Origin of the sequence: Paenarthrobacter sp. PH39-S1 (genome assembly GCF_030063245.1) — a bacterium.
Taxonomy (GTDB): Bacteria; Actinomycetota; Actinomycetes; order Actinomycetales; family Micrococcaceae; genus Arthrobacter_M.
Genome location: NZ_JASISR010000036.1, coordinates 1 through 18,704 on the forward strand (window position 1 = coordinate 1; position 18,704 = coordinate 18,704).

The 18,704-nt window shown below is 61.9% G+C and carries 16 protein-coding genes and 2 pseudogenes; 8 read left to right on the forward strand and 10 right to left on the reverse strand.

Annotation, left to right across the window (positions count from 1 at the left end; genetic code table 11):
* Positions 1–224: 224 nt before the first annotated feature.
* The 7 genes from QMG52_RS17950 to QMG52_RS17980 form a co-directional block, all read right to left on the reverse strand.
* Positions 225–1,859 carry a zinc-binding metallopeptidase family protein gene (locus tag QMG52_RS17950; protein ID WP_283561797.1) on the reverse strand — a complete coding sequence of 545 codons (1,635 nt, stop codon included), beginning with the start codon at positions 1,857–1,859 and terminating at the stop codon, positions 225–227.
* A gap of 9 nt (positions 1,860–1,868) precedes the next feature.
* Positions 1,869–3,518 (reverse strand): thiamine pyrophosphate-binding protein, encoded by a 1,650-nt coding sequence (locus tag QMG52_RS17955; RefSeq protein WP_283561798.1) that lies wholly within the window; start codon positions 3,516–3,518, stop codon positions 1,869–1,871.
* A 25-nt stretch (positions 3,519–3,543) separates the two neighbouring features.
* A complete protein-coding gene (locus tag QMG52_RS17960) occupies positions 3,544–5,265 on the reverse strand; it encodes an amidohydrolase (protein WP_283561799.1) in 1,722 nt (573 codons plus the stop codon).
* A 38-nt stretch (positions 5,266–5,303) separates the two neighbouring features.
* The gene (locus QMG52_RS17965) at positions 5,304–6,314 is read right to left on the reverse strand and encodes a C-terminal binding protein (RefSeq protein ID WP_283561800.1); all 1,011 of its coding nucleotides are present in this window, start codon (positions 6,312–6,314) and stop codon (positions 5,304–5,306) included.
* On the reverse strand, positions 6,304–7,071 hold the full coding sequence (locus tag QMG52_RS17970) for an amino acid ABC transporter ATP-binding protein (protein ID WP_283561801.1): 768 nt from the start codon (positions 7,069–7,071) through the stop codon (positions 6,304–6,306). Before QMG52_RS17970 ends, QMG52_RS17965 begins: the two co-directional genes overlap by 11 nt.
* Positions 7,072–7,103: 32 nt before the next feature.
* Entirely contained in the window at positions 7,104–7,838 is a 735-nt protein-coding gene (locus QMG52_RS17975) for an amino acid ABC transporter permease (RefSeq protein WP_283561802.1), read from the reverse strand.
* 63 nt (positions 7,839–7,901) lie between these two features.
* Entirely contained in the window at positions 7,902–8,756 is an 855-nt protein-coding gene (locus QMG52_RS17980; RefSeq protein WP_283561803.1) for a transporter substrate-binding domain-containing protein, read from the reverse strand.
* A 231-nt stretch (positions 8,757–8,987) separates the two neighbouring features.
* Here QMG52_RS17980 and QMG52_RS17985 point away from each other — a divergent pair, with 231 nt between their 5' ends.
* The gene (locus QMG52_RS17985; RefSeq protein WP_283561804.1) at positions 8,988–9,902 is read left to right on the forward strand and encodes an Lrp/AsnC family transcriptional regulator; all 915 of its coding nucleotides are present in this window, start codon (positions 8,988–8,990) and stop codon (positions 9,900–9,902) included.
* 22 nt (positions 9,903–9,924) lie between these two features.
* On the opposite strand, the gene QMG52_RS17990 is transcribed toward QMG52_RS17985, so the two are convergent.
* Both QMG52_RS17990 and QMG52_RS17995 read right to left on the reverse strand, forming a co-directional pair.
* Entirely contained in the window at positions 9,925–11,142 is a 1,218-nt protein-coding gene (locus QMG52_RS17990; protein WP_283561805.1) for an aminotransferase-like domain-containing protein, read from the reverse strand.
* 86 nt (positions 11,143–11,228) lie between these two features.
* Positions 11,229–11,906, reverse strand: coding sequence for a TetR/AcrR family transcriptional regulator (locus tag QMG52_RS17995; RefSeq protein ID WP_283561806.1), 678 nt, complete (start codon positions 11,904–11,906; stop codon positions 11,229–11,231).
* Between the two features lie 134 nt (positions 11,907–12,040).
* On the opposite strand from QMG52_RS17995, the gene QMG52_RS18000 reads away from it, so the two are divergent.
* From QMG52_RS18000 to QMG52_RS18030, 7 genes and pseudogenes are all read left to right on the forward strand, one after another.
* Entirely contained in the window at positions 12,041–13,003 is a 963-nt protein-coding gene (locus QMG52_RS18000; RefSeq protein ID WP_283561807.1) for an ABC transporter substrate-binding protein, read from the forward strand.
* Entirely contained in the window at positions 13,004–13,906 is a 903-nt protein-coding gene (locus QMG52_RS18005; RefSeq protein WP_283561808.1) for an amino acid ABC transporter permease, read from the forward strand.
* Positions 13,906–14,664: an amino acid ABC transporter ATP-binding protein gene (locus tag QMG52_RS18010; protein ID WP_283561809.1), complete on the forward strand. Its 759-nt coding sequence runs from the start codon at positions 13,906–13,908 to the stop codon at positions 14,662–14,664. The genes QMG52_RS18005 and QMG52_RS18010 overlap by 1 nt, the downstream gene beginning before the upstream one ends.
* 32 nt (positions 14,665–14,696) lie before the next feature.
* On the forward strand, positions 14,697–15,875 hold the full coding sequence (locus QMG52_RS18015) for an amidohydrolase (RefSeq protein ID WP_283561810.1): 1,179 nt from the start codon (positions 14,697–14,699) through the stop codon (positions 15,873–15,875).
* A 91-nt stretch (positions 15,876–15,966) separates the two neighbouring features.
* Positions 15,967–16,095 (forward strand): annotated as a pseudogene (locus QMG52_RS18020) (IS21 family transposase); the annotation flags it as partial.
* An 11-nt stretch (positions 16,096–16,106) separates the two neighbouring features.
* A complete protein-coding gene (locus tag QMG52_RS18025; RefSeq protein ID WP_283561811.1) occupies positions 16,107–16,532 on the forward strand; it encodes a hypothetical protein in 426 nt (141 codons plus the stop codon).
* A gap of 84 nt (positions 16,533–16,616) precedes the next feature.
* Positions 16,617–17,270 carry a hypothetical protein gene (locus QMG52_RS18030; RefSeq protein WP_283561812.1) on the forward strand — a complete coding sequence of 218 codons (654 nt, stop codon included), beginning with the start codon at positions 16,617–16,619 and terminating at the stop codon, positions 17,268–17,270.
* Positions 17,271–17,505: 235 nt separating this feature from the next.
* Here the strand turns inward: QMG52_RS18030 and QMG52_RS18035 are convergent.
* Positions 17,506–18,624: pseudogene (locus tag QMG52_RS18035) on the reverse strand (IS3 family transposase).
* Positions 18,625–18,704 lie beyond the last annotated feature (80 nt).

Here is an 18,704-nt window from a genome sequence, read left to right on the forward strand (position 1 = left end):
GAACAGGTGTCCTTCTCTGTCTGGAAAATTTTGGCTTCGCAACTACTATTTTCCCAGCTCAAGGGGCACTTGTTCGGTTTAACACACCCCTGTCAAAAAGTTCTTACTCGCGGATCCGGGTCTGAGGGGCGTGGGGTGTGGAAGATTGAGGAGCGCAAGCCATGGCAGGGAGGTCGCGAACAGGACCGGTTCGGCCAGGGTTCGCGACCGTCGCCAAACTGACGTTAGTGCCCGGGGGCCTTCGGGTACCAGACCCGTTCGCCGTCGGATGCGGCCGAATAATCAGGCCACGCGAACTCCGTGGGGGGCATGAAATCGGCGGGCAGGAGCACCGGCATAGGGTCTTCCAGCACGCGTCGGTCAAATTCGGCCTTGGCCTCTGTCAGCACCTCCGGGGTGGTCAGCAGATCCACGAAGGTTCCGGCGATGGTCTTGCCCGCGACCTCGATGGTTGGATCGATGGTTTCGGCGATTCCGCCGAGCGCGTTCATGACCCAGCCGGGGTAGGCACCTTGGCCGGGAGCTGGCTTGAGCGCAGGCCGGGAGACATAGAACCGTACGGTGGGCGCGTAATGCGTCATCTCAACGTAGTCGTCGCTGGTCCAGTTCTTCTGCCAGGATGCCAGATGCTCCCGCAGGGCGGCCTCTGCATCCTGCGGGCTGATGAGCTGCTCACATTCGTCCAGAAACGGTTTATCCATCGGCTCCACGCCGAGGGTCCGCTGGATTTGCTGTGCGGCGGCTATGGCCGCGGGACCGTATTGGGGTGCACCAACGATCTCCAAATTGGTATAGAGCGCCTGAGCCAGTACGTGATTGGTGCGGCCGGGCCGGTTCCGCGCGACCCAGGTGGTGCTGAGCCCACAGTGCGCCATGGCGGCGGCATGTTCGGCGTTGCGGTCCAGCACGGTCAGGACGTGCTCGGCCATTTCCAATGTGGGGCAGCGCCAGGAGTACTGGATCTGGGCGATCCGGGCGGGAAGGTTGTCCGCGGTGGCCTGGCCATGGGTGAAAATAGCGTCGGAGAGGCTCCAGCCGCCGAAGCTGGGCAGCATGGCGTCCTGCATGATGCGTGAGGTGGTGTACATGGACATCAGGGCCACGTTGGCGCCCGGTGCCCTTGCCGCCGAATGAGAGGCAGGAATCGGGGAGTTGGGGTTGGCGCTGAGTTGCCAGGTTTCGGGTTCGTCGCAGACAAAGGTGTATACCTTGCTGTAGTAGCTGCCGCATTGGGTGTCCCAGCGGGCTGTGTTGCACAGGGGCAGCATGTAGAAGGGGTGGAAGCTGACGATGGCATCTACATCGTCGTAGTAGCCGCGCAGCCCGTGGACCACCTTTGAGCCCTGGACCTTTTCCGCCGGTTCACCGGTGTACCTTAGGGTTCCGCCGATGCCGTGCACGGCCATGGCATGCTTGGTGCCCAACAGTCCCGCAAGGGTGGAAATGCCCAGGGCGGAGTGCGGGTCGGTGTGGCCCGGGGCGTAAGGGCTAAGACCCTCGCGGGGAGATGGCTCGGTGCCGGCGGATTGGCAGTTTCCGGGCACGGCGTCATATTCCGCGTAGGTCAGCAGCACGGGGCCCTCCGTGCCTAGGGACCATTCGGCGCTGAAAGCGGTGGGCATGCCAGCGCTGCCGGCTTCCACGGCAAAACCTTCGGCGCGCAGCAGATCCACATACCATTGGGCGGACTGATACTCGCGCCATGCCGGCTCGGCCAAGTCCCAAATGTGCCGGTGCCAGTCGGAGAGCCGGTCCATGTTGTCGTCGATCCACTGCTGGGCGGTGGCTTTAGCTGCTCCGGCTAGGGCGCTGTCGGTCTGGGTGCTGTTTTGGGCGGTGTCCGGTGTTGAAAGGCTCATGTTTCTTTCCTAGTTCGCGGTTTCGGGCGGGGTGGCGGTGAAGAGCTCGATGGGCACATGCAGCAGTTGAAGGCCGCGGCTGTCCAGGGCCTTCCGGAGGGCCGGTGCAAATTCCGCCGCGCTGTCCAGTGTGTGGCCGGTGCCGCCGAAGGCGGTGGCCAAGGCGGCCCAGTCGGGCTGCACCAAGTCCACGCCGACTGGGGTAATGCCGCGGTCTTCCTCGTTTGCGCGGATCTCTGCGTAGCCGCCGTTGTCCACGCAGACCACTACCAGGTCGATGCCCTGTTCGACCGCCGTCATCATCTCCTGCACGGCGAACATGAGGGCGCCGTCGCCGAGGATGCACACCACGGGCCGTTCCGGGGCGCCGATTTTGGCGCCGATGGAGGCTGGCAGTCCGTAACCGAGGGTGGCGTAGGCCGGCGTGTAGAGCAGCGAATGCGGAAGATCTTGGGGAATGAACGACGCCGTACCCAGGTAGGTGATCTGCGACGAGTCGCCGCCCACAATGGTGTTGGCTGGAAGCACCGACGCGGCTTCTTCGGCGATCCGGCTCAGCACCGGCGAAAGCGCCCGGGCCTGCCCGCGCAAGGTTTCCCGGGCGGCGTCGATGTCCGCGGTCGGGCGGGTGAGCCGGCCGAGTTCGGTGATTAGTTGAGGCACGACGACGGCGGCGTCACCAATGAGCGCGACGTCCGATGGCACGTTTTTGTGGGCCTGCGAGGCCAGGATGTCCAGCCGCACCACAGGTCCACCCGGCGTGATGCTACCGCCCCAGAGCTCGGACTCGCCCACCTTGGAGCCGATGATGAGCAGAACATCGGCGTCGTTGCAGAGTTCTTGGGCTGCGGGCAGCCGGATGTCAGAGCCCAGCGAGAGTGGATGACTTTCGGGAAGGGCACCCTTGCCATTGAGCGTGGTGACTAAGGGTGCCTGCAGCAATTCGGCCAGCGCCGCCAGATCCGCGCCAGCCCGGATGGAACCACCGCCGGCCAGTATCACCGGGCGGACGGCGCTGCGGATGAGTTCTGCTGCGGTTCGCAGATTGGCCTCGTCGGCGATTTGCCCGGGCCTGACGGGCCTCGCCTCGAGCAGGTCCGCTGGGCAGTTCGAGGCACTTTCCAGGACATTGAGCGGTACTTCGATGTGCACTGGGCGCGGCCGGCCGTAGCGGAACAAGGCGAAGGCATCATGGATGGCCTGCACGGCTTCCGTAGCGGAATGTACCCGACGGCTCCACTCGACGATGGCGCCAGCGGCCGCCGTCGAATTTTTCGTCTCGTGCAGGGATCCGATGTCCGCGAACTCCTCCCCCTCGGGAACGCCGGGGGAGAGGATGATAAGCGGACGGGATTCACAATAAGCGGTGCCAGCGGCGGAGAGGGCGTTGAGCAGTCCGGGACCGGAGGTGGTGATGACGACGCCGGGCAGGCCGGTCTGTTGCGCCCAGCCGTCGGCGCCGTAGCCGGCCCCCTGCTCATGGCGGGTGGTCACCGGCCGAATACCCAGCGGCACCAAATGGCGGTAAAACTCCAGGTTGTGGGTGCCCGGGATGCCGAAGATTGCGTCTACGCCGTAGTTCCGGAGCGTTTTCAGGATGGAGTATCCGGCATTGTTTTCCGTGCTGGCGGCGGAGGCGGGTGATGGGGAGTCTGTCATTTGGGTCTGCACAGCGATTCTCCTGTTAGGAATTCACGTGGTCAAGGATGGACACGAGCCCGGTCGGGGTCGCATCCGCGGTGTACTGGCAGATACCATCGACCCACGTTTCGAGCACCTTGATGGCTGCGATGTGTTCCGGGGCGCACGTCAGCGGGTCACTAGCGAGGATGACGAAATCCGCGCGCTTGCCCAGCGCGAGGGATCCTAGATCGTCCTCGCGGCCCAGCACTTTGGCGGCGTTAATCGTATGGGCTTCCAGCGCGATCCGCGCCGTGATGCATAAGTTGTCTGCACCGAGGCGATGTCCGTTGCGGGTCACCCGGGTCACAGCCGCCTGGATGGCTTCCAGCGGGCGGGGATCCGCAACGGGCGCATCCGAACTGATGGTGACCGGAACGCCAGCCTCAACAAATTCGCCCAGTGGATTGAACCGCTCGCCCGGGGTGCCGATGGCCTGCTGCACGCCTTCTCCCCAGTTGTAGTAGTGCTGTGGTTGGTTGACCGGGTAGATGCCAGCGGCGGCCATGCGCTGAATCTGTTCGGGGGTGGGCAGGCCACAGTGTTCGATGCGGTGTCGGGCATCCGCGTCCGGACGCTCGGCCAGGGCGGACTCGATCGCGTCAATGACCATTTCCAAGGCGGTGGGCGACTGGGCATGGGTTGCCGTCTGGAGTCCTACGGCGTGTGCCTTGCGGATGAGCTCCTTGTACGCCGCGGGCTCATGGTAGAGCTGGCCGGTGCGGCACGGGTCGCCCACGTAGCCGTCCGGGAAGTAGGCCGTCCAGCCCCCAAGCGTGCCGTCCGCATAGAACTTAATGCCGGCAAAGCTGAGCCGGGCGTTTCCGAACTGGCCGTGCAGACCCATGTCCAGGGCGTCGTCGAGCAAATGCGAGAGCAGGTACATGCACACACGGACCTTGAGCTGGTTCTTGTCTGCCATTTGCAAGTACATGTCGAATTCACGGCGGGAGACCTGAGCGTCGCCGATGCTGGTGACACCACCAGCCAGGAAGTTCTCCTGAGCCACGCCGAGCTGGCGCAGGTGCTCCTCGGGTGCGTCGGCCAGATGGAAGTTGGGGCCGTGGTGGCCGATCTTTACGCCTTCCAGGCCCGTCAGGATATTGCACGCAGCGTCGGAGAGCTCACCGGTCAGTTGGTCGGAGGCATCGCGGAAGAATTCGCCGCCCTGGGGATTGGGTGTTTCACTGGTGATACCGTGCAGCTCAAACGTGAAGGAGTTGACAACACCGCCATGGCCGGATGCATTCATCAGATAGACCTCGCGGTCGGCGGCCACGCTGTCTAGCTCAAAGCGGGTAGGGTGCCGACCCTCCGCCAGGTTGCGGTGCTCATAGCCATAGCCACGCACGGGCAGCCCATTGGGGATGCCTTCGGCCGCTTCTTTGAGCAGCGCCACGATCTCGGGAATGTTTGCGGCTTTGGCCGGTCCGCAATCTACCCAGCTCATCATCTGACCGAGCATCAGGGGGTGAGCGTGGGCGTCGATGAACCCCGGGACGATCGTGACACGACCGAAGTCGCGGACGTCCGGCTCCAAGTTGCTGAGGCCCGCGGCTACCGCGCGGCATTCGGCCATGGTTCCGACGGCAGCAACCTCTGGGCCGACGAGGAGGAAAGCCTCGGCCGTGGGCCGGGTGCGATCCATGGTGTGAATGGTTTTCGCGGTAACAAGGGTAGGACGGTGCCCGAACGGGCGGCTTTCAAAGGTGGTCAACTTACGCAAGGTCTTCTCCCATGGATCATTGGGGGCGGTTAGTCGGGCTAGTTGAGCTCAACAACCGGGGATTCGGGTTGTCCGGAGGCCAGCCAGGACGCGACATTTTGCGCCTGTTGGCGGACGTATTCCGTTTCGGTGAAGTCGGAAAGGTAGGCCATGTGCGGCGTCACCAGGATGCGGGGGTGGCCAAGCAACGGGTGTTCGTCAGTGGGGGGTTCCACATCCAGAACGTCCAGCCCGGCTCCGGCCAGGTGTCCGGAGTCCACGGCCAACCTCACAGCCGCCGAATTCACCAGGGCGCCGCGGCTTACGTTGACCAGATATGATCCCCGGTTCATCTTTGCCAAGAAGTCCGCGTTGATCATGTCTTCGGTCTCGTGGGTCAGCGGCATGTGCAAGGACAGTACAGTGGCGTTGTCGCGGACCTCTTCTAGGGTGGTGCGCCGGATGCCGACGGCCCTGAGGCGGTCCCGCGTCGCTTGCGTATCCGGCAGGACGGGGTCATATCCGATGACTTCGCCAAACACAGGTGCAGCCATTTCTGCGAACCGGGTGCCGATGCGGCCCAGGCCCAGGATGCCGAGGCTCGTCTGGCTTAGTCGGGGCGGAATCACAGTGTCCCGGACATTCCAAGTGCCGGCCCGCACGCTGGCGCCGTAGAACGGCAGCCCGCGGGTGAGCGCCAGCGTCAGCGCGAGCGCGTGGGCGGCCACTTCCTCGGTTGCCGCACCTGGGATATTGGTAACCCAGATGCGGCGTTCCCGTGCTGCATCCAGGTCGATATTGTTAAAGCCCATGGACAGCAGCGCAATGATGCGCAGCGACGGCATCTTGTCCATCATGCCGGCCGTGACCTGGGCGTAACCAACGAGTAAAGCTGTGGCGTCGTGTGCCTGCGCCACGATGCGGTCGGAATCCTGGGTTTGCAGGTAGTCCACCGTGAAGCCTGCGTTCTGCAGCAGCTGGGTTCCGGCTGAGAATTCGATGTCGTCCATGTCCGTGTAGACCGCGCGAAGCATTTTCTGGGGCGCGGTGAGGTCGGTGTTAGCGGACATGGCTGAGGAACTTCCTTGTTCGTTCGTGCTGAGGATTGGTAAAGAATTGTTCGGGCTCGGCCTGCTCCACGATGACGCCGCCGTCGAACAAGGTCACTTCGTTGGCCACACGGCGTGCAAAGCGGACTTCATGCGTCACAACGATCATGGTCATCCCGGTTTCCGCCAGTCGTTCCATGACTTCGAGCACTTCGCCGACCAGTTCGGGGTCGAGGGCTGACGTTGGTTCGTCGAAGAGCATGACCGACGGGTTTAGGACTAGGGCCCGAGCGATCGCGACGCGTTGCTGTTGGCCACCGGAAAGCTCCGAGGGGAAGTGGGTGGCCCGGTTTTCAAGACCGACCTTTTTTAGCATGTCCATGGCCTGCGAGCGCGCCTCGTGGTGTGCGATCCCTTTGACGCTGGTTAGACCGAGCATCACGTTGCGGACGGCGGTCAGGTGGGGGAACAGGTTGAACCGCTGAAACACCATCCCGACTTCCTGTCGCTGGGCGGCAAGCTGGCGTTCCGGCAAGTGTAGAGTATGGCCCTTGTGCTCCCTGCTACCGATCCGGGTTCCCTTGAGCAGGATTTCGCCGGAGTCGGCCGGTTCCAACAAGGCCATCAGGCGGAGCATAGTCGACTTTCCCGACCCGGAAGGTCCCAGAACCGCCTTCACCTGGCCTTTTTCGACCTCGAACTCGACGCCCGTGAGCACGGCGTTTCCGTTGTAGGTCTTATGCAGATCCTTCACCTGAAGGATGGGCAGTTTGGTCATGGATTGCTCCTGGGCGGATTCGATGACGGTCCTCACGAGATGCCTACCTTAGTGTTGACGACGTCCATGCCCTTCTTAGACTTTGCTGTCTTGGACGTCCAAGCGAACTTCTTCTCGACAAAGCTCTGCAGGATGGACAATACGGACACGATGACGAGGTAGTAGATGATGGCTGCGGCGTAGTACTCCGCGTAGCGGAACGTGATGTTCACGCCTACCTGGGCTGTTGTCAGCAGTTCGCGAAGCGAAATAACGGATGCGAGCGAGGAGTACTTGACCAGCCCAATGAACTCGTTGCCGGTGGGCGGGAGCGCGATTCGGATGGCCTGCGGCAGGACGACCTTGAGCATGACCTTGGCCGGCGACATGCCCAGTGCCCGGCCGGCGAGCCCCTGTCCCTCGTCGACACTTAGCAACGCTGAGCGAATAATCTCGGACATGAAGGCAGCTTCCACCAATCCCAACCCGACCGAGGCGGCCAGGAAGGGGGAGAACCAGTCCGCCCGCAGCGCCGGGATGAGCTGCGGCAGGGCGTTCCACATGATCAGCAGGACCAGAAGGGCCGGGATTGCCCGGAAGAACCACACGTAGAAATGCGCAGGCGCCTGTAGGTAAGTCCGCCGGGACGTGCGGCCGATGGCCATGAAGAAGCCGATGACGGTTGCCAGAATCAGGGAAAAGACCGCTACCGCGACCGAAAGTGCGGCGCCCTTCATATAGTCCGTGCTGACTAGCTGCGCAAAGAAGATATCGGGATCAAAAAGCATTAGCTCAGTACTCTCTTGAGGGTCGTGGGCGCTGGCCCACTGAATTCGGCAGGTCGCATGATGCTACTTAACATCCAGGATGGTCGGATCCAGGTTGTATTTGGTCGCGATCTTCGCGAGCGTACCGTCGTCGTGCATGGCCTTGAACGCCGTGGCGATCGCGGGGCTCAAGGCACCTCCTTTCTTACTGAAAACGCCAAAGGTCGTGTCGGGATCAAAGACCTTGTTGGCGACTTCCAACCGTCCCTTGTTTTGGGTGACCATGTAAGCGGCGGCCACGTTGGTTTCGACCAAGACGTCGGCTTTGCCGTTCAGGACTGCCAGCACCGTGTCAGACGTTTTCGGGTATTCGGACAGTGTAGGCGCGGCCTTGCCGGCCTTCTTGCACTCATCACCCAAGGCCGTTACCGAGGCGGCGTTGCTGGAGGCCGCCTGGGCCACTACCTTGCGTCCGCACAGATCAAGCTTGGTCTTGAGATCTCCGACGAGCCCCGGCGCTGCCAATGCTGCCGGACCGGCGTTCATGATGGGCGCGGCATCGGCAACCTGGAGACGGGCCGCGCTGGTGTACAGGCCACCGAGGATCATGTCGCAGCGGCGGCTCTGCAGCCCGGGCATAAGCCCGTCGAATGATGTCACCTCATACTTGATCTTGACTCCCCAGTAGTCGGCCAAGGCCCGGCCAGCATCCGCGTCGAAGCCGATAATGTCGCCGCCGGAGCCGTCAGCGTAGTACTCAAGCGGCGGGTACTCAGGGTCGATGCACAGCGTCACCTGGCCGGCGTTGACCAAATCCTTCGGGGTCTTGCTGTTGGCACCAGCCGATGAGCCGCCTGCGGAGCTGTCTGCGGCAGAACAGCCGGCGAGTGCCATGGCGCCAATGGAAGCCACAACGGCGAACTTGAGGACCTTCTTCATTTGTTTCTCCTGGAAAGTGGGAAGCGCGCCATGCTCAGGAGGCCAAGGCTGCCGGGTAGTCCTTCCAATGGTGTGACACGAAACACGGGATGTCAACATAAAAACTGTATAACTGCCAACCAACACTAAATACAGCTCATTTAGACGTCACGAGGTGTCAGAAATATTGTAAGAATCCTGCTGAAACAAAAATCTGTTTCTGTGGGACGATGCTGCTGATATAAAGGGGAGGTGAATGAATTAGATCAGTCCTTGTTGCGTCAGTTGCAGAAGGATGGACGTGCATCGTTTAGCGATCTGGCTAAGTCTGTCGGCAGCAGTAGAGCGGCGGTTGCGGTCCGCGTCAACTACCTCATCAACTCCGGCCAGGTCAGGGTGGTCGCGGCGGTTCACCCACGCGTCCTAGGGCTGTCCGTGTTGGGGCACCTCGCGGTCAAGGTCTCCAGCGACGCCGGAGAGACTCTGCGGAGCATTGACGCGTTGGATTCCGCCGTCTACGTCTCGGAGACCACCGGTCCATACCAGATCGTCATTGAAGTCCGGATGGCCACCATGGGCGAACTCTACGAGGTGGTTGCCAAAATCAGGTCACTGCCGGACGTCGTCGAAGTGAACGTCCTCGTGTACGAGCACATCATCCGGAGCTTGTTTCTCGGCGAGGAACCGGCTGTCGATGGATTGTCGCTGGATGGAACGGACATCGACATCATGACGATTCTGCAGCGCGACGGCCGGTCCGGATTCGCCGAAATCGCTGCTTCTGTCGGGCTGTCGATGAGTGCCTGTCGAACCCGAGTGCTGCGGCTCATCGACACTAACATCATGCGGGTTGGCGCGATCGCCAGCCGGAGCGATGGATTCGAATCGATCATTTTCGGCAGCGGCGTGACTCTTTCTGGGGATGCCAGCGAGGTGATCGAACTGCTCTCCGGCATAGATGGCGTTGAATTCGTGGCACGCACCGTTGGCCGTTACTCCTTGGTAGTAACCATAGCCGTGGACTCCCAAAGCGCCTACAACCAGATTGTGCATTCGATCAGGAATTTGAAGTCCGTCCTGCATCTGGACAGCTGGATTCACACAAGTATCCTCCGCGAGCGCTACGAGAAATCGCTCGATCGCTTGGTATCTGACGGCCCATCCTGAAAGTGCGTCCAAAGGGCGTGGCTCAGCCCGGCAATGCCGCTACCGCAGCACCGAGCCGGCGGACACCCTCCACGAGCGCTTCCTCCGTTTCGAAGGAGAAGGCCACTCGCAGCTGGTTGGCACCGGCCGGTTCGGCAAAGAAGGCGCTGCCGGGGACGAAGACCACTCCGCCGTCGATGGCCGGCTGCAGCAGCGCGTCCACCGACCGCCCGGCAGGCAGGGTGATCCAGGTGAAGAACCCGCCCGTTGGCCTGGTCCAGGTTGTCCCTTCCGGCATATGCAGTTCCAGGGCCTCCATCACTGCATCGCATCTGCGGGCGTAAGTGGTGCAAGCGTCGCGGACGTGGGCACGCCAATCGAACCCTGAGACGTAGCTCTCCACCAGCATCTGGCTGAGCACCGAAGGGCAAATAGTGGTGGCTTCAGCGGCGAGTTGAAGACGTTTGCGCACCTCTGTGGGTGCGAGTACCCAGCCGATCCGCAAGCCGGGGGAGAAAATCTTGGAAAACGATCCCAGATAGAAGACGTTGTCGGGGTCCAGAGAATGCAGGGCAGCTCGAGCGGAGCCGTCGAAGCTCAGGAGCCCGTAGGGGTTGTCCTCCACGATGGCGATTCCCTCGGTGCGACAGATGTCGACGATCTCCTGGCGACGCTCTGGGGTCAGGCTAATGCCGGAGGGATTGTTGAAATTCGGGATGGTGTAGAGAAACTTAATCGTTCTGCTTTGTGCCTTGAGCGCTCTGATCGCGTCCTGAAGCTCCGACGGGATGAGTCCCTTCTCGTCGATGGCTACCTGTACGACGTCGGCCTGGAGACCTTCAAAGGTGCCCAACGCTCCAACATAGGTGGGGCCCTCGGCCAGGATCACGTCGTGGGGGTTGCAAAAGAGCTTAGTCACCAGCTCCAGTGCCATCTGGGAGCCGGAGGTGATCTGCACGTTCTCCGGCAGGGCAGAAATACCTTCCAGAGCCATGATCTCGCAAATCAGTTCCTGCAATTCCGGGGTTCCGGCCCCGGAACCGTACTGTAAGGCCTCCTCGCCGCGGTCTTTGATGATGCGCTGGGCCATGTCCGCTATCCGGTCCAACGGCAGGCCGCTGAGGTCCGGGTTGCCGCCGGCCAAGGAGATCATATTGGGTTGCATGGAAACCTCAAAGACTTCACGGACCGGCGAGGGGTGGTATCCGTCGGCCCGGTCCGCGAAGCGGGCCGTGTGCAGGGAATCGGTGGTGATGGTCATGGCGTCCTTCCAATGGTTTGAGCGGTGCAACGTTAGTTCGGGGGGGCAGGGGGTGACGGCGGCAACAGAGTGCGGTGAAGGGCCCCTTACCGCGTGGAAGGCAGGCTGCTTTGCCTGCGGTCCACGAAGTCGGCTACGTCAATGCCGAATTCGTGCGCGGCGAAGAGCTGCAGTGTTCGGATCATCTTTTGCGGGCTGTGGTCGTAGATGCCGTTCAGGGTCTGGATGGCCAGTCCGTCGATCACGGCCAAAAGCAGTGTGGCCAGTGCATCGGCATCGTGGAAGGGGTGGATCAGGTCTTCGGATATCGCTTCCTTCAAGGTCTGCACAAAAATGCCTCGCCATGCCAGCAGCGCGTTGGCCACATGTCGGCGGATATTTTCATCCTTGTGGGCGGCGCTGTAGACCTCCACCCAGAAGCCCCATGCCTCCTCGAAGGTGGCTTCACCCTCGACGGCGAAGGTCAGCAGATCGTGGAGCCGCTCAACGGCGTTGGTTCCTTCCGAATACAGGCCCTGCCATTCCTGAACCGACGCGTTGGTTCTGAATTCGACGGTGGCAAGCACTAGGCGTTCCCGCGTGCGGAAGTAGTGCTGGATCATGCCAATGCTGAATCCAGTGGCATCCGAGACCGCTCCAAACGAACAGCCGTCCACACCCGCTTGGCCGATGATGCCGGCGGCGTGGGCGACGATGGCTTCTCGGCGCTCGGCAATGGCCTCTTCCGTCACGGCGTGCGTGCGTTTCCGGATATTCGTCTCCACAGTTCCCCTCTTCCACCGGAAATATTCGACCACCGGACATATCCGAATTACCTCTTGACAGTGTTGCCTGTCACACAAATAATAAGTTACACATATTATTTACACAAGCCCTACTTCCGTCCTCTGGAGACACGATGACCAAGAGCACCATCTTCACCAAATCCTGCCTGTTGGCGGTCTCTGCACTGCTGATCGCTGCCTCTACAGGCTGTACCAACAACGAGACGCCGGCTCCAGCGGTCGATGCGTCCGGGACGTCGAAGCCGGCCCTGGGGGAGGGCGGAAACCAAGCCGCGCAAGCGGTGAAGCCCGACACAAAGGTCCAGGACCTAATGCCAGCCGACGTGAAGAGCAAGGGCAGTATGCAGCTGGTGACGGACCCGACCTACGCCCCGATCGACTTCACCGACAACACCGGCAAGATCATCGGCCTGGAACCGGACATGGCACTGGCAGTGGCCAACAAGATGGGTATCAAAATCGACATCACCAAGGGCGACTTTAACGGCATCCTGGCCGGGCTCCAGTCCAAGCGCTATGACGCCTCCTGGGCGGCCTTCTCCATCACTCCTGCGCGAACAGCCGTGGTGGACATGGTCAGCTTCATGCAAGGCGGAACGTCGGTGATGGTGAAGAAGGGCAACGAGGGAAGCTACCACAATGTCCTCGACCTGTGCGGCAAGACGGTGACCGCGCAAACAGGGACAACGCAGGCCCTGAATGTCCTGCCCAATTTCGAAAAGCAGTGCACCGACGCCGGTAAGCCGGCCATCAGCCCGCTGTTGCTGCCCCAGCAGGACAGCGCGAACCAGTCCATCGCCTCGAACCGTGCTCAGGCGATGCTGGCGGACAACGCCCTCACCGCCTACTACTCCCAGGTCCAGCCGGAGGCGTTCGCCCAGATCGATTCGATCCTGGTCGAGCCGTCGCTGGCCGGTGTCGCTATGGCGAAGGGCGACGGCGAGCTGGCCAAAGCGTTCCAGGCTGCGATCCAGTCCCTGATCGATGACGGCACCTACGGCAAGATCATGGCCGCATGGAATCTGACGCCGTCGGCCGTAAAAACGGCGGAGATCAATCCCACCGTGGAGGGCTAAATGAGCGACCGCGGATTGCTCAGCCAACCGGACATCGGCCACGACTATCTGGCGCTGACCACCAAACCGGTGCTTCGCCGCCGTCGGCCCGGCCAGGTCATCGCCGTCGTCGTCGTGCTGTTTGCCATCGTCTACGGCGTGTGGACACTGATAACCAACCCGGGATTCGGCTGGGTCACGGTGGGAAAGTACTTCCTGGACACCCGGATCCTCGGCGGTCTGCTGATCACGCTGGAACTGACCGTTATCGCCATGGCCATAGGCTTCGTCGTCGGACTGGTTGTAGCGGTAATGCGGATGTCCGACAACTGGCTGCTGCGCGGAGTCTCCGGGGCTTACATATGGTTCTTCCGCGGAACGCCGCTCCTGGTCCAGCTGCTGTTTTGGGGCTTTTCCGCCGTCCTGTTCCCGAAAATTGGACTGGGCATCCCCTGGGGACCCACCTTCGTTGAGTGGAACACCAACGACGTTATTTCGCTGTTCGGTGCCGCAATCCTGGGCCTTGGTCTGAATGAGGGCGCCTACATGGCCGAGATTGTGCGGGCCGGGCTGCTCAGCGTCCCGGCGGGCCAGTCGGAGGCCTCACGTTCCATGGGCTTCAGCCAGTTGCATACCCTGCGTTTCGTCGTCATTCCGCAGGCCATGAAAGTGATCATCCCCCCGGTGGGCAACGAGGTCATTTCCATGCTGAAAACCACCTCGCTGGTCATTGTGATAGGGGTCGGGGATCTGCTGTACAACACGCAGCAGATCTACGCGCAGAACCTGCAACAAATCCCCCTGTTGATCGTCGCCAGCATCTGGTACATCCTGCTGACCTCCATCCTGACCCTGGCGCAGACCCGCCTGGAAAAGAAGTACTCCAAGGGCAACGCCCTCCTGCTTGGAAAGGCCCAGCGCTGATGTCGGATGTAAAATTCTTCAACGTGCACAAGAACTTCGGGCACGTCGAGGTCCTCAAGGGAATCAACCTAACCGTGGCGAAGCAACAGGTGGTCTGCCTGATCGGACCCTCCGGGTCGGGGAAGTCAACCCTGCTGCGCTGCGTGAACCATCTGGAGATGACCACCTCGGGTGCCATCACGATCGGCGGCCGAATGATCGGCTACGACGTCCGCGGCGACCAACTCCAGGAGGCATCCCAGCCGGAGATCAACAAACGCCGATCCAAGATCGGCATGGTCTTCCAGTCCTTCAATCTCTTCGGACACATGACGGCAAAGGAAAACGTCATGTTCGGCCCCATCAAGCTGCTGAAAATGTCCAAAAAGGACGCCGAAGCCCACGCCAGGGAGCTGCTGCGCAAAGTCGGCCTCGCAGACAAAATGGACAACTACCCCTCCCAGCTCTCCGGCGGCCAGCAACAGCGCGTGGCAATCGCCCGGGCCCTGTCCATGAAACCTGAAGTCATGCTCTTTGACGAGCCCACGTCGGCACTGGACCCCGAACTCGTCGGAGAAGTCCTCGACGTGATGAAACAACTGGCCCGGGACGGGATGACAATGATTGTCGTCACCCACGAGATGGGATTTGCCCGCGAAGTGGGCGACGTCGTCGTGTTCATGGATAACGGCGTTATCGTGGAGCAGGGCGACCCGCAGGACGTCCTGACGAACCCCCAGCATGAGCGGACGAAGTCGTTCCTCGCCAAGGTGATCTGACAAAACGACAATTAACCGAAAGGCCGGCCACAGTGACCAGCGGAACAGCCGAGAACCTCAAGAACGACGCCGAATCCACCCTGCAGGAGAACCTTCCTGGCGTCCTCGCCTTCAGCCACCTGCTCCACCAACACCCCGAACTTGGGTTTGGGGAACACCAGGCTGTCCGGTGGCTGGCCGAGGAACTGACGAAGGTACCGGGGACTCGGGTCGAGGTCGGGCTGGGACAGCTTCCCACCGCCCTTAAGGCGGAGGTCGGAACCGGTGATCTGGTGCTGACCATTTGCGCCGAATACGACGCCCTGCCCGGGATCGGGCATGCCTGCGGCCACAACATCATCGCGGCGGCAGCCCTGGGTGCCTTTACTGCACTGGCACCCATGGCCGACCGGCTGGACGTCACGCTCCGGCTGCTCGGCACGCCGGCGGAAGAAACCGGTGGGGGCAAAGTCCTCATGCTGGAGCAGGGTGACTTCGACGGAACTCACGCGGCCATGATGGTCCATCCCGGCGACGTGGACGAAGTTGAGATGCTGCCCTACGCCTGCGCCGGCTACAGGGTCACCTTCCACGGCCGCAGTGCCCACGCCTCCGCTCACCCCTGGGACGGCATTAACGCACTGGACGCAATAACCGTCGCGCTGACCGCGATTGGCCTGGCGCGCCAGCAACTGGAACCGGGACAGCAGATCCACGGCTTCGTTGACAGCGCCGGAACCGCGCCCAACGTCATCCCGGAACTGGCAACAGGGCAATGGATGGTGCGCGCGCACGACGTCGAATCCCTGGCCCGGGCCACCACCGTCCTCAACCGTTGTCTAGAGGCCGGCGCGCTCGCCGCCGGCGCCCGGCTTGAGGTCGTCCAGGACGGCCCCGCCTACGCCGAATTCCGCACCGATACAGCGATAGCGGAGCTCTTCGGAAGCAACAGCGCTGCCCTCGGCCGCCACATGAACCCGGCCAGCCGCCGCGGCGGATCCACCGACATGGCCAATGTCTCCCATCACTTCCCCACCATCCATCCCATGATCAGCCTCGGTGACGGATGCCCTCCCATCCACAACCAGGCCTTCGCCGAAGCAGCCGCCGCACCGGCCGGCGACAAAGCGATCCGGGACGGAGCCCTAGCCATGGCCTGGACCTGCATCGACCTTGCCGCCCGGCCCGAATCCCGCACCCGGTTGCTGGATCAGGCGGCCGCCAAGAGTTAGACCGGCCATCTGTCGTTGCTTTCGGAAAACTGGCCCCATAATACCGTTACCGTTTGAATTTTGCCCCCGGGTTGAATTGTGGATGATCATCATGGAAGATTGGGCCGAGATACGCTGGCTGCACCGTAGCGAGCATCTGGGGATCAAGACCATTGCGCGCCGGCTGGGACCGGCCAGGAACACCGTCAGGCGCGAAGCCAGATCCTCGGACAGCAGGCCGCCTACCGGTGGGTGAACAACAACGGCCCAATGGACTTGGTGCGCGACGGCATGGCGATCCAACAGAAGTTCTATGCGGCCGAGGGCCGGTTTGGCCTCGCCGCAATCGCGGAGCATCTTCGGCGATACCCTGATTTCGTCAAGAACGGTGGGCGCTACCAGATCCCCGGTGACCATTTCGAGGTCATCCAGAAGCTGCACGCCATGTCGCCCGAAGAGGCGGGCAAGTTCCTGACGCGGAGCGGCGATGGCCCATCGCACACGGACTGGAAGTCCGTCAGGGCTTTCTTCGATGAAGGCTCGGTGGGCATCGAATCGATCGAGGCCTCGCACCTCAAGTACCACGAGGTGCAGCGCGACGCATACGCAGCGACGCTCGTGGGTGAGAACAACTCGCTCCGCTCGACCGATCAGTCGCGACGAAACGACGCCTACTAGGCGAGCCAGCCGACGCTGAGGGAAGGCACCAAGGCCACAATCGTCGCTGCCGCCGTCGAGGGCGGGACGTCGTTCGTCCTGACCGTGATCGCGAAGCGCCGCGCGGGCAAGAACCTCAAGGAGTTCACTGGCGGCGACTGGATCGACATCGCTGGTGATACCGGTTTCGGTGTTGTCAACGGCGGCATACGAGGCACCAGCATCTACGCGCTCACGAACTTCACCGCCACGTCCGCAGCCGTGGCCAGCTCGATCGTCACTGCCGCCTTCGGGATCGCCGAGCAGGCCAACATGCTCCGCCGCGGAGAGATCCACGAACTGGAGTTCATCGAGAACTCGGAGTTCGTCGCACTAGAGGTTGCGTGCAGCGCGCTGTCCTCGTTCGTCGGCCAGGCGCGCATCTCGATCCCGGTGCTGGGCGCCGTGATCGGCAACATGGTGGGGATGGTGATGTATCAGGCCGCCGCAGCGTCGCTTTCGAATCGAGAGGTGGCACTGATCGAGCAGTACCTCAGCGAGCAGCGTGTGATAGACGAACATCTTACTGCAGAGTACCAGGCGCTCATCGAGCAGCTGGACCAGACCATGTTTGACTATGTCGAGCTGCTCGAACGAGCTTTCTCGCCGGACGTGGAGGTCGCGCTCATAGGGTCGGTCGAACTCGCGCTTGAGGTGGGCGTCGCTTCGGATGAGATCCTGGATTCCCAGCAGAAGACGTACGCCTACTTCGTGGACTAGGACCGCCGTGCTGATGTTTCCACGTGGTTAGTTAATTGCACTTTGTTCATGGCCACTCCTGATGCGACCGATTTGGCACCACGCTCGGCACCCGGATTCGCGCCCGTGCGGTCTTATAGTTTTGTGAGACAGGTTGTTAGGACGACGGTGTCATACCGTCGTAGCAATAGAGGGAGTGGTTGGGCCCGCGGTGGCAGTCCAGCGTCTATGCGATAGCTGATTGGTTTTCTTGCGTCTAGGTTTCCCAGTAGCGTTTCGGCGTCATGCCGTACAGGGATCCGTGGGGCCGTTCATGATTGTAGATAGCTTTCCATTCCTCGGCCAAATACTTCGCTTCGGCCATGATGTCCATGATTTCTCCGGAGAGTTGTTCCCTTCTGAATTGGGCGTTGAAGGATTCGATGAAGCCGTTCTGCCAGGGTGATCCCGGGTCGATGAAGGCGGTTTCATCGCCGGCGGTGTTGCACCAGTCGATCAATGCCGCGGCGGTGCATTCCGGCCCGTTGTCGCAACCGAAGTAGGCCGGGGCGGTGCCGGTTTTAGCGATGATGTTCTCCAGCACCGCGACCACGTCAGCAGCTTTGAAAGATCGGCGAGGGATGATGGCCAGCGCGGTGCGCGTGTATTCGTCGATGACGTTGAAGAACCGGCTATGCCGGCCGCAGGAAGTCACGTCGGACTGGACGTCGAAACTGACCACGTGCATCGGGTACTCGGCTGTGAGGCGTTTGGGTTCCCCGGCGCCGGGCCCGGTGCGGCGTTTCTTCCGCGCCTTGGCTTTGCAGACCAGGCCTTCGTCGCGCCAGAGCCGGCGCACCCGTTTCCCGTTCAGCGCCACGCCGTCCCACTCAGGTTGGGCCAGAGCAGGTGCCAGCGGGCTTTCCGCCAGCCCCAGACCGGGTGCTGCCCGGCGACGGCGCGCAAGGCCGCGCGGAGCGGGGCTTCCTCGAGAGCTATGTCGGGTTTCTCCTTGCGGAACGCCCGACCGGTTCTGGCCCAGGACGTTACAGGTGAAGCGTTCGGAAGCCCCGAACTTCTCCACCGCCATGCGCACGGCACGGCGGCGTGGTTCGGGGCTCAGAATTTTCCCTTGGCCACCTCGTTGAGGATGTCGATGGCCAATTCCTTCTCGGCCAGCAGTCGCTTGAGCCTGGCGTTCTCCTTCTCCAGCTCCATGGTCCGTTTGGACGCCTCGGCGTTCTTCTCGGACCCGTACTGGTTCAGCCAGCGGTACCAGGTCGCTTCGGTGACCTGGAGCTCCTTAACGACCTCGACAATCGGGCGTCCGTCATTGAGCATTCTGGCCTTGCCGGACTTTGGCGATGACCTGCTCGGAGGTGTGTCTGCGTGCCATGATTCGTGAATTTCCTCCTGTGTCCATTCTCGGACACAAAACTCACACAAACACTGGACTCCTACTCGGGGACTCAACCA

What these genes read in the sequence shown, in the direction of transcription:
- QMG52_RS17950 (WP_283561797.1), bottom strand. Translation starts at nt 1,859, where the DNA reads ATGAGCCTTTCAACACCGGACACCGCCCAAAACAGCACCCAGACCGAC.
- QMG52_RS17955 (WP_283561798.1), bottom strand. Translation starts at nt 3,518, where the DNA reads ATGACAGACTCCCCATCACCCGCCTCCGCCGCCAGCACGGAAAACAAT.
- QMG52_RS17965 (WP_283561800.1), bottom strand. Translation starts at nt 6,314, where the DNA reads ATGTCCGCTAACACCGACCTCACCGCGCCCCAGAAAATGCTTCGCGCG.
- QMG52_RS17970 (WP_283561801.1), bottom strand. Translation starts at nt 7,071, where the DNA reads ATGACCAAACTGCCCATCCTTCAGGTGAAGGATCTGCATAAGACCTAC.
- QMG52_RS17975 (WP_283561802.1), bottom strand. Translation starts at nt 7,838, where the DNA reads ATGCTTTTTGATCCCGATATCTTCTTTGCGCAGCTAGTCAGCACGGAC.
- QMG52_RS17980 (WP_283561803.1), bottom strand. Translation starts at nt 8,756, where the DNA reads ATGAAGAAGGTCCTCAAGTTCGCCGTTGTGGCTTCCATTGGCGCCATG.
- QMG52_RS17990 (WP_283561805.1), bottom strand. Translation starts at nt 11,142, where the DNA reads ATGACCATCACCACCGATTCCCTGCACACGGCCCGCTTCGCGGACCGG.
- QMG52_RS18000 (WP_283561807.1), top strand. Translation starts at nt 12,041, where the DNA reads ATGACCAAGAGCACCATCTTCACCAAATCCTGCCTGTTGGCGGTCTCT.
- QMG52_RS18005 (WP_283561808.1), top strand. Translation starts at nt 13,004, where the DNA reads ATGAGCGACCGCGGATTGCTCAGCCAACCGGACATCGGCCACGACTAT.
- QMG52_RS18010 (WP_283561809.1), top strand. Translation starts at nt 13,906, where the DNA reads ATGTCGGATGTAAAATTCTTCAACGTGCACAAGAACTTCGGGCACGTC.